Below are 12,750 nucleotides of genomic sequence, written 5' to 3'. Positions count from 1 at the left end.
CTCAGTTCTCCTTGTTGGCAGTTGCCGCGTCCAGGAAGGCGGGCCGCTCTCCGCCGCCGTGCACGAGCAGGCCGGCGCCGGTGATGTACGCGGCGGCGTCCGACGCGAGGAAGACGGCCGCCGCGCCGATGTCCGAGGGGGCGGCGAGGCGTCCGAGCGGGACGGTGCGGGACACGGCCGCGATGCCGTCCTCGTCGCCGTAGTGCAGGTGGGACAGCTCGGTGCGGACCATGCCTACGACCAGCGTGTTGACGCGGACGTCCGGCGCCCACTCCACGGCCATCGACCTGGCCAGGTTCTCCAGCCCCGCCTTGGCCGCGCCGTATGCGGCGGTGCCGGGCGAGGGCCGCGTCCCGCTCACGCTGCCGATCATCACGACGCAGCCCCGGGCGCGCCTCAGTTGCTCGTACGCCGCCAGGGACGCGGTCAGCGGCACGGTGAGGTTGAGTTCGATCACGCGCGCGTGCCGCTCGGCGTCCGTCCCCGCGAGCGGCCGGTACGGGCCGCCGCCCGCGTTGTTGACCAGGACGTCGACCCGGGGCAGAGCGTCGAAGAAGGCGCGTACGGCCGCCGGGTCCCGCAGGTCGGCCTGCGCGAACTCGACTCCCTCGACCGGTTTTTCGGGCGGTCTGCGCGCACAGACCACCACGTCGTCACCGGCCTCGGCGAACGCCCGGGCGATCCCTGCGCCCACGCCTCTGGTGCCGCCCGTCACCACCACGAGCCGCTTGTCCACAGGGCCTCCCGCTCGTCGGCATTCGCTGTTACTTTCTCACCTAACAAACGTTTGGTGGAAAGGTAGCTGATGCACCCATGGGTGTCTCCACCTCCTCCCCGGAAAAGGGGATTTCGGTAGTCACGGTCGACTTCCCGCCCGTGAACGCGCTGCCGGTACGCGGCTGGTTCGAGCTGGCCGACGCCGTGCGCGCGGCGGGCCGCGACGCCGAGGTCCGCTGTGTCGTGCTGACCGCCGAGGGCCGGGGGTTCAACGCGGGCGTCGACATCAAGGAGATCCAGCAAGAACAGCAAGCACAGCGGGAACAGCAGAAACGGCAGGAACGGCAGGAACGGCCGGAGCATCGGGGTGCGACGGGCCATGGCGCGCTGATAGGGGCCAACCGCGGCTGCGCCGAGGCGTTCGCGGCGGTGTACGAGTGCGAGGTGCCGGTGGTGGCGGCGGTGCGGGGTTTCTGCCTGGGCGGCGGCATCGGACTCGTGGGGAACGCGGACGTGATCGTGGCGAGCGACGACGCCACCTTCGGCCTGCCCGAGCTGGACCGGGGCGCCCTGGGCGCGGCCACGCACCTGGCCCGCCTCGTCCCGCAGCACCTGATGCGCGCGCTGTACTACACGTCGCGTACGGCCACGGCGGCCGAGCTGCACGCGCATGGTTCGGTGTGGCGGGTCGTGCCGCGCGCGGATCTCCTGGACGCAGCCCTGGAGTTGGCCCGGGAGATCGCAGCCAAGGACGGCCAGTTGATCCGGCTCGCGAAGGCCGCCATCAACGGCATCGACCCCGTCGACGTACGCCGCAGCTACCGGTTCGAGCAGGGCTTCACCTTCGAGGCCAACCTCAGCGGGGTGGCCGACCGGGTCCGGGACACGTTCGGGAAGGAGGCGGACCGGTGAGCGACAAGACCATGTCGGCGGATGAGGTCGTCGGCCGGCTGGAGAGCGGGATGACGATCGGCATCGGAGGCTGGGGTTCCCGCCGCAAACCGATGGCGCTCGTGAGAGCACTGCTCCGTTCCGGGATCACGGATCTCACGGTCGTCTCGTACGGCGGGCCGGACGTCGGCATGCTCGCGGCCGCCGGGAGGATACGGAAGCTGGTCGCCGCGTTCGTGACCCTCGACTCGATCCCGCTCGAACCGCACTACCGCGCGGCGCGCGAGAGCGGGTCCCTCGAGCTGATGGAGATCGACGAGGCGATGTTCATGTGGGGGCTGCACGCCGCGGCGAACCGGCTGCCCTTCCTGCCCGTGCGGGCCGGAATCGGTTCGGACGTGATGCGGGTCAACCCCGGGCTGCGGACGGTCACTTCGCCGTACGAGGACGAGTCGACGGGGGTCCACGAGACCTTCGTCGCCATGCCCGCGCTGCGCATGGACGCCGCGCTGGTCCATGTGAACCGCGCGGACCGGCTGGGCAACGGCCAGTATCTGGGCCCGGATCCGTACTTCGACGACCTGTTCTGCGAGGCGGCCGACACCGCGTACGTCTCCTGCGAGCAGCTCGTCGACACCATCGGCACCACCGAGCCGACGAAGGCTGCCGCCGCCCCGCAGACGCTGCTGGTCAAGCGGCACAGCGTGACCGGGGTGGTGGAGGCGCCCAGCGGCGCGCACTTCACGTCCTGCGCGCCCGACCACGACCGGGACGAGAGCTTCCAGCGGCTGTACGCGACCACGCCCTGGCCGGAGTTCGCCGAGCGGTTCCTGCACGGGGACGAGAAGGACTACCAGTCGGCCGTTCAGGCCTGGCACGAGGAGCGGCGATGAGTGATGTGACGCGTGCCCCGCTTCTCCCGCCCACCCGCGCCGAGTACTGCGTGATCGCCTGCGCCGAGGCATGGCGGGACAACGGTGAGGTGCTGGCCAGCCCCATGGGCGCCGTCCCGTCCGTCGGCGCCCGGCTCGCCCGGCGGACCTTCGCTCCCGACCTGCTCCTCACCGACGGCGAGGCAACGCTGGTCGGCGCGGACGGCACACCGGAGGGCTGGCTTCCGTACCGGCAGCACCTCACGATGGTCACCGGCGGCCGACGGCACGTGATGATGGGCGCGAGCCAGATCGACCGCTTCGGCAACCAGAACATCTCCTGCATCGGCGACTGGGAGCGGCCCGCGCGACAGCTGCTCGGGGTGCGGGGCGCTCCCGTCAACACGCTGAACAACCCCGTCAGTTACTGGATCCCGAAGCATTCCAGGCGTGTCTTCGTCGAGAAGGTCGACCTGATCAGCGGAGTGGGCTACGACAGCGCGGCGGCGGCCGGTCCCACGGCGACCCGCTACCACCGCATCCCCCGGGTCGTGTCCAACCTGGGCGTCTTCGACTTCGCGACCCCGGGCCGCTCGATGCGGCTCGCCTCGCTGCATCCGGGCGTCACGGTCGAGGAGGTCAGGGAGGCGACGGGTTTCGAGCTGACGGTCCCGGACGAGGTCCCCCGCACGCGCGAACCGACCCGGGAGGAGCTGGAGCTGATACGTGAGGTGATCGACCCCCGAGGGCTGCGCGACCGTGAGGTGCCGGCCGGCCGGGTCGAGCGTGAGGTCGGCGGCTGATGGAGACAGCGCTCACGAAACTCGTCGGGGTGCGGCATCCGGTCGTCCAGACCGGTATGGGCTGGGTCGCCGGTCCTCGCCTGGTCTCCGCGTCCGCGAACGCGGGTGCCCTGGGTGTCCTGGCCTCCGCGACGATGACCGTGGAGGAGCTGCGGGGTGCCGTCCGGGAGGTCAAGTCCCGTACGGACGCGCCGTTCGGCGTGAACCTGCGGGCGGACGCGGGCGATGCCCGCGACCGGGTGCGGATCATCATCGAGGAGGGCGTGAAGGTCGCCTCGTTCGCGCTCGCGCCCTCCCGCGCGCTGATCGCCGAACTCAAGGACGCGGGTGTCGTCGTCATCCCGTCCGTCGGCGCCCGCCGTCACGCCGAGAAGGTCGCGGCGTGGGGTGCGGACGCGGTGATCGTGCAGGGTGGCGAGGGCGGCGGCCACACGGGCGAGGTGGCGACGACGGTGCTGCTGCCGCAGGTCGTGGACGCGGTCGGGATACCGGTCGTGGCGGCGGGCGGCTTCTTCGACGGCCGGGGCCTGGTCGCGGCCCTCGCGTACGGGGCGGCCGGCGTCGCCATGGGCACACGCTTCCTGCTCACCTCGGACTCCACGGTCCCGGACGCGGTGAAGGCCCGGTACCTGGCGGCGACCGTGAAGGACGTGACGGTGACGAGGGCCGTGGACGGCCTGCCTCACCGCATGCTGCGCACGGACCTCGTCGACTCCCTTGAGGGAGCAGGCCGTACGAGATCCTTCACCCAGGCAGTGCGCCGAGCCGCAGCCTTCCGGAAACTGTCCGGACTCACCTGGCCCGCGATGATCCGTGACGGCCTCGCCCTGAAGCACGGCAAGGACCTGTCCTGGAGCCAGGTCCTGCTCGCCGCCAACACTCCGATGCTGCTGCGCGCGTCGATGGTCGAGGGGCGTACGGATCTGGGGGTGATGGCGTCGGGACAGGTGGCCGGCGTGATCGAGGACCTGCCGTCGTGCGCGGAGCTGGTGGAGCGTGTGATGACCGAGGCCGAGCGGGTGACGCACGAGCTGTGCGCGGCCGGCGTCAGAGCCTCTCGATGATCGTCACGTTCGCCTGGCCTCCTCCCTCGCACATCGTCTGCAGGCCGAACCGGCCCTCCGTGCGCTCCAGTTCGTGGAGAAGCGTCGTCATCAGCTTCACGCCCGTGGCGCCGAGAGGGTGGCCGAGGGCGATCGCGCCGCCGTTGACGTTGACCTTCTCCGGGTCCGCGCCGGTCTCCTTCAGCCAGGCCAGGACGACCGGGGCGAAGGCCTCGTTGATCTCGACGAGGTCGATGTCGTCGATGGTCAGGCCGGTCTTCTTCAGGGCGTGCGCGGTGGCCGGGATGGGGGCCGACAGCATGCGGATCGGGTCCTCGCCGCGTACGGAGAGGTGGTGCACGCGCGCGCGGGGCGTCAGCCCGTGTTCGCGCACCGCCCGCTCGGAGGCCAGCAGCATCGCGGCGGCGCCGTCGGAGACCTGGGAGGAGCAGGCGGCGGTGATGGTGCCGCCCTCGACGACCGGCGCAAGGCCCGCCATCTTCTCCAGCGAGGTGTCCCGGCGCGGCCCCTCGTCGGCCGTGACGTCCCCGTATGCCACCACCTCGCGCGCGAAGCGGCCCTCGTCGATCGCCCGGATCGCCCGCTGATGGGACCGCAGAGCGAACTCCTCCTGGTCGCGGCGGCTGATCCCCCACTTCTCGGCGATCAGCTCCGCCCCGTAGAACTGGTTCACGGGCCGGTCGCCGTAGCGCGCCCGCCAGCCCTCGCTGCCCGCGAAGGGCCCTTCGGTGAGGCCCAGCGGCTCGGCGGCCTGGCGGGAGGCGAACGCGATGGGGATCTGCGTCATGTTCTGGACGCCCCCGGCGACCACCAGGTCCTGCGTCCCGGACAGCACGCCCTGCGCGGCGAAGTGCACGGCCTGCTGGGAGGAACCGCACTGCCGGTCGACCGTCACGCCCGGCACCTCCTCGGGCAGCCCGGCCGCCAGCCAGCACGTCCGTGCTATGTCGCCGGCCTGCGGCCCCACGGTGTCCAGACAGCCGAAGACGACGTCCTCGACGGCGGCGGGGTCGATTCCGGAGCGCGTGACGAGGGCCTTCAGCACATGTGCGCCCAGGTCGGCCGGATGGACCCCGCTCAGGCCGCCCTTGCGCCGCCCGACGGGCGTACGGACCGCTTCGACGATGTAGGCCTCGGCCATGACAACTCCCCAGTCGGTTATGTATCCCCGGTTGATGACGTACGTACGGCGATCCCGTCCAGCACCATCGACAGGTACTGACGGGCGATCTCCTCGGGGCTGTGGTGTCCGTCAGGCCGGTACCAGGACGCGGCGACCCACACGGTGTCGCGCACGAACCGGTAGGTGAGCCGGATGTCGAGGTCGTCGCGGAAGACCTCGGCGGCCACACCCCGCTCCAGCGTGCTCAGCCACGTCTTCTCGAACTTGCGCTGCGACTCGGCGAGGAACGCGAAGCGCTCCTGGACGGCCAGGTGGCGGGACTCCTTCTGGTAGATGGCGACGGCCGCGCGATGTCGGTCGATCTCCCGGAAGGACTCGGTGACCAGGGCCTCCAGGGTCTCCCGGGGCCCGAGTTCGGCGTCCAGGACCGTGTCGTACCCGTCCCACAGCTCGTCCAGGAAGGTCCGCAGGATCTCCTCCAGCATCGATTCCTTGGAGTCGAAGTGGTAGTAGAGGCTGCCCGCGAGCATGCCCGCGTGGTCGGCGATCTTGCGTACGGTGGTGGCGTTGTAGCCCTGCTCGGCGAAGACCTCGGCGGCGGTGCCGAGGAGCTCACGCCGCCGCTCGGGCGTGGCGGTCACCTGGGGCTTCTTCTTGGTAGGCACGGCTCCATTGTCGTCCTAGGCGTGCTGGCTGCTGACGGAGACGATCTCGCCGGTCATGTACGAGGAATAGCCGGACGCCAGGAACACGATCACGTTGGCCACCTCCCACGGCTCGGCGTACCGCCCGAAGGCCTCGCGGCCGGTCAGCTCCTCCAGCAGTTCGGGGGTGGTCACCTTCACGAGGTGGGGGTGCATGGCGAGGCTGGGTGACACGGCGTTCACCCGGATCCCGTACTCGGCCGCCTCCATGGCCGCGCACCTGGTCAGCGCCATGACGCCCGCCTTCGCCGCGGCGTAGTGCGCCTGGCCGGACTGGGCGCGCCAGCCGACGACCGAGGCGTTGTTGACGATCACTCCTCGGCCGGCCTCCCGCATCGCCCGCAGTGCCGCCCGCGTACACCGGAACGTGCCGTTCAGCGTGACGTCGAGGACCTTCGACCACTGCTCGTCCGTCATGTCCACCAAGGGCGACGTACCGCCCAGGCCGGCGTTGTTGACGACTATGTCCAAGCCGCCGTGCAGCTTTCCGGCAGCGTCGAACAGGGCCCGCACCTCAGTCTCGTCGGTGACGTCACAGGGCAGCGAGTCGACGGACGTTGCACCGAACTCGGCGCTCAACGCCTCGGCGCTCTCCTTGAGCCGTCGTGCGTGCGCGTCGCTGATCAGTACGCGCGCGCCCTCCTCCAGGAACCGACGCGCCGTCGCCCCGCCGATCCCCGCGCCCGCGGCGGCCGTGATGACGGCGGTCCGCTCCTTCAGCAGGCCATGACCGGATACGTAAGCCGGACCCTCGACGGCTGTCATACCGCCACGCTAACCTACCAAACACTTGTTAGGGAAGGATTGCCGCTGATGGATCTCGCCTTCACACCGGACGAGGACGCCTTCCGGAGCGAGGCCCGGGCCTGGCTCGACAGCCATGTGCCGGCCACTCCTCTCCCCTCCCTCGAGACCGAGGAGGGCTTCGCCGCACACCGCGCGTGGGAGGCCGAACTGGCCGCGGACCGCTGGTCGGTGGTGTCCTGGCCGACCGCGTACGGCGGGCGGGACGCCGGCATCCTCAAGTGGCTGATCTTCGAGGAGGAGTACTACGCGGCGGGCGCGCCCGGCCGCGTCGGCCAGAACGGCATCAACCTCCTCGCGCCGACCCTCTTCGACCACGGCACCGAGGAGCAGCGCGCCCGGATTTTGCCGTCCATGGCGTCCGGCGAGGTCGTCTGGGCGCAGGCGTGGTCCGAGCCGGAGGCGGGCTCGGACCTGGCCTCCCTCAGGTCCAGGGCGGTGCGCACGGACGGCGGTTGGCGCTTGAGCGGCCAGAAGACGTGGTCGTCGCGGGCCGCGTTCGCCGACCGCGCGTTCGGCCTGTTCCGCAGCGAGCCCGGCACCCCGAAGCCCCACCAGGGGCTCACCTACGTGATGTTCGACCTGCGCGCGCCGGGCGTCACCGTCCGCCCCATCGGCCGTCTCGACGGGAAACCGGCCTTCGCCGAGCTCTTCCTGGACGAGGTGTTCGTGCCGGACGAGGACGTGATCGGCGGGGTCGGCGAGGGCTGGCGGGTCGCGATGTCGACGGCGGGCAACGAACGCGGCCTGACACTCCGCTCCCCCGGCCGTTTCCTGGCCTCCGCCGACCGCCTGCTCGACCTGTGGCGCACGCACGGCGACCCGTCCGACACGGCACTGCGCGACCGCGTTGCCGACGCGCTGATCGGCGCCCGCGCCTACCAGCTCTTCACGTACGCGGGCGCGTCCCGCTTCCTCGACGGCGAGCCGGTCGGCCCGGAGTCCAGCATGAACAAGGTCTTCTGGTCCGAGTACGACATCGCCCTCCACGAGACGGCACTCGACCTGCTGGGCGCGGAGGGCGAGTTGGCCGGCACCGACTGGTGCGAGGGCTACGTCTTCTCGCTCGCGGGCCCCATCTACGCGGGGACGAACGAGATCCAGCGCGACATCATCGCCGAGCGCCTCCTCGGTCTGCCGAAGGGACGCCGCTGATGCGCTTCCTCCTGGACGACGAACAGCGCGCCTTCGCCCGCTCGCTGAACGCCCTGCTGACGGCCGCGGACACGCCGTCGGTCATCAGGTCCTGGGCTGCCGGCGACCACTCGGCCGGGCGTGCGCTGTGGTCCCGTATCGCCGATGCGGGGGTCTTCGCGCTCGCGGTGCCCGAGGCGTACGACGGAGTCGGACCGCTGCCCGTCGAACTGACCGTCGCCTTTGTGGAGTTGGGGCGGCATGCGGTGCCGGGGCCACTGGTGGAGACGGTCGCGGCGGCCTCGCTGCTCACCGACCCGGGGCCGGCGAAGCGGCTGCTTCCGGGGCTGGCCTCGGGAGAGACGATCGCCACGGTGGCATTACCGACGGGGGCCGGCGCTGCGGGGCCGGGCGGAGGTCCCCACGCGGGCGAGCGGGCCCTGGACGGGGACACGGCGACGGTCCGCCTCACCGTCGACGGCGACGCACTGCGGCTCGCCCCCGGGCACGGCCCGGTGCATGCGTCCATCGACCCGGCCCGGCGCCTCACCGCGCTGGACCGGGGCGGTGAACTGCTCGCCTCCGGCCCTCATGTCGCCGCGGCCGCCGAGGAGGCCCTCACCCGGGCCCGCCTCGCCACCGCCGCCCAAGCTCTGGGCACAGGCCTCGCGCTGCTCGACAAGACGGTCGCGTACGTCAAGCAGCGCGCACAGTTCGGCGTGCCCATAGGCTCGTTCCAGGCGGTCAAGCATCAACTGGCCGATGCGAAGACGGCGTTGGAGTTCGCGCGCCCGCTGCTCTTCGGCGCCGCGCTGTCCCTGCGTCCGGCCGATGTCGCCGCGGCCAAGGTGGCGGCGTGCGAGGCGGCGTACGCCACCGCGCGCACGGCACTGCAACTGCACGGCGCGATCGGTTACACCGCCGAATACGACCTCTCGCTCTGGCTCACCAAGGCCCGTGCGCTGCGCACCGCCTGGGGCACCCCGCACGCATGCCGGACCCTGGTACTCAGCGTGCCCGGTGGGCTCGGTGGGCTCAGTGGTGGTGCTCGCCGCTCGTGAGCTCGCGCTGGTACTCCTCGGGGGTCGGTTTGGGGATGTACGTCTGCGGCCCGAACATGGCGCGGGCCAGCCGGGCGCGCAACCGCTGGCCGGGCCTGGCCTTGCGGGCGACACCGTTCGCGTCGACGAGCTGGCCCACCTCGTAGGGCGGGAACTGTTCGTGCTGGGTCAGGGTGAACCGCTGGGACTGCGAGAGCTGTTCGTGCACCTCGATGTACTCGCCGTGCGGCAGCCGTTTGATGGTGCCGGACTCCCTGCCGTGCAGCACCATGTCCCGGTCGCGGCGTTGCAGCCCCATACAGATGCGTTTGGTGATGATGAAGGTGAGGACCGGCACGACGAAGAAGGCGACCCGTACGAACCAGGTGATCGAGTTGATCGACAGATGCAGATGCGTGGCCACGATGTCGTTGCCGCCGCCGATCAGCAGCACCCCGTACAGACTCAGCCAGGCCGCGCCGAGACCGGTGCGCGTCGGGACGTTGCGCGGCCGGTCCAGGATGTGGTGTTCCCGTTTGTCCCCGGTGATCCACGCCTCGATGAACGGATACACGCCGATCGCGAGCATGATCAGCGGGAAGAGGGAGAAGGGGATGAAGACGCCCAGCTCCAGGGTGTGGCCGAAGGCGTTGATCTCCCATCCCGGCATCACCCGGATCAGCCCCTCGGAGAAGCCGAGGTACCAGTCGGGCTGGGCACCCGTGCCGACCAGGTCGGGGCGGTAGGGGCCGATGGCCCAGACGGGGTTGATGGTTGCGATGGCGCCCATCACCGACAGCACGCCGAAGACCAGGAAGAAGAAGCCGCCGGCCTTGGCCATGTAGACGGGGAGGAACGGCATGCCGACCACGGACTTCTGGGTGCGTCCGGGCCCCGGGTACTGCGTGTGCTTGTGGTAGAAGACCAGGATCAGATGGGCCACCACCAGGCCGAGCATGATCCCGGGCAGCAACAGGATGTGGATCGGGTACAGACGCGAGATGATTTCGTGCCCCGGGAACTCTCCCCCGAAGAGGAAGAAGGAGAGATACGTCCCCACGACCGGCACGGAGAGGATCGCGCCCTGCGCGAAGCGGATGCCGGTGCCTGAGAGCAGGTCGTCGGGGAGCGAGTAGCCGGTCAGCCCGGTGATGATCCCGAGGAACAGGAGCGTCCAGCCGAACAGCCAGTTCAGCTCGCGCGGCTTGCGGAACGCGCCGGTGAAGAACACCCGCATCATGTGGATGAGCATGCCGGCGACGAACACGACCGCCGCCCAGTGGTGGATCTGCCGGATGAGGAGACCGCCGCGCACATCGAAGCTGATCTCGAGCGTGGACTCGAACGCCCTGGTCATCAGCATGCCGTTCAGCGGCTCGTACGAACCGTTGTAGACGACCTCGGCCATGCTCGGCTCGAAGAACAGCGTGAGGTAGACGCCCGTGAGGATCAGGATGATGAAGGTGTAGAGGCAGATCTCGCCCAGCATGAAGGACGGGTGGTCCGGGAACACCTTGCGCATCTGGGCCTTGGCCAGTGCGTAGATCCCGAGCCTTCCGTCGGCCCAGTCCGCCAGCCGCTCGCCCTTGCCCGTCTGTGCAGGCCGCCCGCCCGTACCGTGCCGGTCCGCCGATCGCGCGTCCATACGCCGCCTCTCGCCTCGGGTCACCTCAGAGTGACACGACGATCACACAATGCCAACGGGGCGCGCGCCGTCGGTCAGCGGACGATGCCCAGACTCCGTGCCGCCGAGAGCCACTCGGGGAATTCGGAGACCAGGCGGTCGTACAGATCGCTGTCGGAGACCTGCCGCGGGTCCGAACCCGCGTGGAAGAAACCGGCGTTGTCGAGGGGGCGCTTCGCGGGTACGGCGAGTTCGTCGAGCTTGCGGAGGAAGTCGAACTGTTTGCTGGTCGCGTCGCCGAAGCCGATGAACTGCCAGAACAGCGGGAGCCTGGCCGCCTTGCACAGGTAGCGCTCGGCGGCGAGTTTGTTGATCGGGCCGCCGTCGGTCTGGAAGACCACCAGGGCCGGAGCTTTCGAGCCGCTGTCCAGGTAGTGGTCGATGACCGCGTCCATGGCCAGGTGGTAGCTGGTCTTGCCCATATGGCCGAGGCCCGCGACGATCCGCTCGATACGGCCCTGATGGTTGTCCAGGGCGATGTCCGTCACCGCGTCGATGTCCGTCGAGAAGAACACGACCGGTACGGTCCCGTCGTCGTCGAAGTGCGCCGACAGGCCCAACACCCGGTCGGCGAGCGCCTGCACGCTGCCGTCCTTGTAGTACGGCTTCATCGAGCCCGAGTAGTCGACGACGAGATAGACGGCCGCCCGCTGTCCGCTCAGCCCGTGCTTGTCCAGCGAGACACCCGCGCTCTTGTAGAGGGAGACCAGCGCGGGTGCGGTCTCCTCCACCTTGCTCAGGCTGATCCCGGCCATGGGTGCTCCTTACGGTCATGGGCTGCCCGGGCTGGTCATGGGCTGCCCGGGCGAGCCTAGCCGGGGGGACCTCCCTGACCCCGGCGAAGTCGGGAACGTACTCTGTGCGCCATGAGACGTGGTGGTTGCCTGCTGTTCGCCGTAGTGCCCGTCGTCGCGACGGCGGCGGTCTACTTCTTCACGCCCGGGCAGTCGGGGGCGGAGGACACGAGCAGGGGGACGTCCGCCTCGCAGCAGGCGCGTCAGGACGCCAAGGCGAAGGCCGAGGACACGGCCGACGACGAGCTGATCGCGGATCTGCCGCCCGGTCTCGCGGCGCCGGACAAGAAGGAGCTGGCCCAGAAGATCGTGACGAGCGCGGAGAACTCCACGCTGGACTGGCGCGCCCAGTACGGCTACATCGAGGACATCGACGACGGCCAGGGCTACACCGCGGGCATCATCGGCTTCTGCACCGGCACGCACGACCTCCTCGTCCTCGTCGAGCGCTACACGAAGGCCCACCCGGACAACGGCCTGGCCCGCTACCTTCCCGCCCTGCGCAAGGTCGACGGCACCGACTCCCACAAGGGGCTCGACCCGGGCTTCACGGCGGCCTGGAAGGCGGAGGCGAAGGTGGCGGCCTTCCGCCGGGCCCAGGACACGGAACGCGACCGCGTCTACTTCGACCCGGCGGTCCGCCTCGCCAAGCTCGACGGGCTCGGCACGCTCGGGCAGTTCATCTACTACGACGCGATGGTCCTGCACGGCCCCGGCACCGAGTCCACGGGCTTCTACGGGCTGCGCGAGCGCGCCCTGTCCGAGGCCGACAGCCCGGCGCAGGGCGGCAAGGAGAAGGCGTACCTCGACATCTTCCTGGACGTCCGCCGCAAGGCCATGAAGTCCAAGGACTCCCATCGCGACACGACTCGCATCGACACGGCGCAGCGGCGGTTCCTGTACGACGGGAACCTGAACCTCGACGCTCCGCTGCGGTGGGCGGTCTATGGAGAAACGTTCCGGGTGCCCAAGTAGCCCGTGCGGCGTCCGGGGGGTTTTCGCCCCCGCCGCCCCTACCCGTCCCATCCCTGGGGGCTGCGCCCCCAGACCCCCCTTATCGGCCTTGCGGCCTCGTCCTCAAACGCCGGACGGGCTGAAAATCAGCCCCTCCGGCGTTTGA

At 70.3% G+C, this 12,750-nt stretch carries 13 protein-coding genes; 7 read left to right on the top strand and 6 right to left on the bottom strand.

All coding sequences use genetic code 11. The features are described from left to right. Position 1: 1 nt before the first annotated feature. Positions 2–736, bottom strand: a complete 735-nt coding sequence (locus FE633_RS38955; protein WP_138049895.1) for an SDR family oxidoreductase — start codon at positions 734–736, stop codon at positions 2–4. 77 nt (positions 737–813) lie between these two features. Here FE633_RS38955 and FE633_RS38950 point away from each other — a divergent pair, with 77 nt between their 5' ends. From FE633_RS38950 to FE633_RS38935, 4 genes are read left to right on the top strand one after another with little or no spacing between them, the layout of a single operon-like run. Next, the gene (locus tag FE633_RS38950) at positions 814–1,629 is read left to right on the top strand and encodes an enoyl-CoA hydratase family protein (RefSeq protein ID WP_138049894.1); all 816 of its coding nucleotides are present in this window, start codon (positions 814–816) and stop codon (positions 1,627–1,629) included. Further along, complete coding sequence (locus tag FE633_RS38945; protein WP_138049893.1) at positions 1,626–2,501, top strand: CoA transferase subunit A; 876 nt, start codon at positions 1,626–1,628, stop codon at positions 2,499–2,501. Before FE633_RS38950 ends, FE633_RS38945 begins: the two co-directional genes overlap by 4 nt. Further along, positions 2,498–3,283, top strand: a complete 786-nt coding sequence (locus tag FE633_RS38940; RefSeq protein WP_138049892.1) for a CoA-transferase subunit beta — start codon at positions 2,498–2,500, stop codon at positions 3,281–3,283. Before FE633_RS38945 ends, FE633_RS38940 begins: the two co-directional genes overlap by 4 nt. Continuing rightward, a complete protein-coding gene (locus FE633_RS38935; RefSeq protein WP_138049891.1) occupies positions 3,283–4,347 on the top strand; it encodes an NAD(P)H-dependent flavin oxidoreductase in 1,065 nt (354 codons plus the stop codon). Before FE633_RS38940 ends, FE633_RS38935 begins: the two co-directional genes overlap by 1 nt. On the opposite strand, the gene FE633_RS38930 is transcribed toward FE633_RS38935, so the two are convergent. From FE633_RS38930 to FE633_RS38920, 3 genes are read right to left on the bottom strand one after another with little or no spacing between them, the layout of a single operon-like run. Further along, positions 4,331–5,488: an acetyl-CoA C-acetyltransferase gene (locus FE633_RS38930; RefSeq protein ID WP_138049890.1), complete on the bottom strand. Its 1,158-nt coding sequence runs from the start codon at positions 5,486–5,488 to the stop codon at positions 4,331–4,333. The genes FE633_RS38935 and FE633_RS38930 overlap by 17 nt on opposite strands. A 17-nt stretch (positions 5,489–5,505) precedes the next feature. After that, a complete protein-coding gene (locus FE633_RS38925; protein WP_138049889.1) occupies positions 5,506–6,135 on the bottom strand; it encodes a TetR/AcrR family transcriptional regulator in 630 nt (209 codons plus the stop codon). A 15-nt stretch (positions 6,136–6,150) separates the two neighbouring features. Further along, entirely contained in the window at positions 6,151–6,939 is a 789-nt protein-coding gene (locus FE633_RS38920; protein WP_138049888.1) for an SDR family oxidoreductase, read from the bottom strand. A gap of 48 nt (positions 6,940–6,987) precedes the next feature. Here FE633_RS38920 and FE633_RS38915 point away from each other — a divergent pair, with 48 nt between their 5' ends. Beyond that, positions 6,988–8,133 (top strand): acyl-CoA dehydrogenase family protein, encoded by a 1,146-nt coding sequence (locus FE633_RS38915; RefSeq protein WP_138049887.1) that lies wholly within the window; start codon positions 6,988–6,990, stop codon positions 8,131–8,133. Further along, positions 8,133–9,173, top strand: a complete 1,041-nt coding sequence (locus FE633_RS38910; protein ID WP_138049886.1) for an acyl-CoA dehydrogenase family protein — start codon at positions 8,133–8,135, stop codon at positions 9,171–9,173. Before FE633_RS38915 ends, FE633_RS38910 begins: the two co-directional genes overlap by 1 nt. Here FE633_RS38910 and qcrB read toward each other — a convergent pair. Then, positions 9,148–10,797 (bottom strand): cytochrome bc1 complex cytochrome b subunit, encoded by a 1,650-nt coding sequence (gene qcrB, locus FE633_RS38905; protein ID WP_138049885.1) that lies wholly within the window; start codon positions 10,795–10,797, stop codon positions 9,148–9,150. The two genes, FE633_RS38910 and qcrB, sit on opposite strands and share 26 nt — an antisense overlap. Before the next feature lie 74 nt (positions 10,798–10,871). Next, the gene (locus tag FE633_RS38900) at positions 10,872–11,591 is read right to left on the bottom strand and encodes a vWA domain-containing protein (RefSeq protein ID WP_138049884.1); all 720 of its coding nucleotides are present in this window, start codon (positions 11,589–11,591) and stop codon (positions 10,872–10,874) included. Between the two features lie 111 nt (positions 11,592–11,702). Here FE633_RS38900 and FE633_RS38895 point away from each other — a divergent pair, with 111 nt between their 5' ends. Beyond that, entirely contained in the window at positions 11,703–12,605 is a 903-nt protein-coding gene (locus FE633_RS38895) for a chitosanase (RefSeq protein WP_138049883.1), read from the top strand. The last annotated feature ends 145 nt before the right edge of the window (positions 12,606–12,750 follow it).

It is taken from the genome of Streptomyces montanus, assembly GCF_005786655.1.
GTDB lineage: Bacteria > Actinomycetota > Actinomycetes > Streptomycetales > Streptomycetaceae > Streptomyces > Streptomyces sporangiiformans.
The sequence above is the reverse complement of the archived record's forward strand: the minus strand, read 5'-3'. Positions and strand labels throughout refer to the sequence as shown.

Excerpts from the sequence above, each read along its gene's own strand:
- FE633_RS38950 (WP_138049894.1), top strand. The coding sequence starts at position 814 with ATGGGTGTCTCCACCTCCTCCCCGGAAAAGGGGATTTCGGTAGTCACG.
- FE633_RS38940 (WP_138049892.1), top strand. The coding sequence starts at position 2,498 with ATGAGTGATGTGACGCGTGCCCCGCTTCTCCCGCCCACCCGCGCCGAG.
- FE633_RS38935 (WP_138049891.1), top strand. The coding sequence starts at position 3,283 with ATGGAGACAGCGCTCACGAAACTCGTCGGGGTGCGGCATCCGGTCGTC.
- FE633_RS38930 (WP_138049890.1), bottom strand. The coding sequence starts at position 5,488 with ATGGCCGAGGCCTACATCGTCGAAGCGGTCCGTACGCCCGTCGGGCGG.
- FE633_RS38920 (WP_138049888.1), bottom strand. The coding sequence starts at position 6,939 with ATGACAGCCGTCGAGGGTCCGGCTTACGTATCCGGTCATGGCCTGCTG.
- FE633_RS38915 (WP_138049887.1), top strand. The coding sequence starts at position 6,988 with ATGGATCTCGCCTTCACACCGGACGAGGACGCCTTCCGGAGCGAGGCC.
- FE633_RS38910 (WP_138049886.1), top strand. The coding sequence starts at position 8,133 with ATGCGCTTCCTCCTGGACGACGAACAGCGCGCCTTCGCCCGCTCGCTG.
- qcrB (WP_138049885.1), bottom strand. The coding sequence starts at position 10,797 with ATGGACGCGCGATCGGCGGACCGGCACGGTACGGGCGGGCGGCCTGCA.
- FE633_RS38900 (WP_138049884.1), bottom strand. The coding sequence starts at position 11,591 with ATGGCCGGGATCAGCCTGAGCAAGGTGGAGGAGACCGCACCCGCGCTG.
- FE633_RS38895 (WP_138049883.1), top strand. The coding sequence starts at position 11,703 with ATGAGACGTGGTGGTTGCCTGCTGTTCGCCGTAGTGCCCGTCGTCGCG.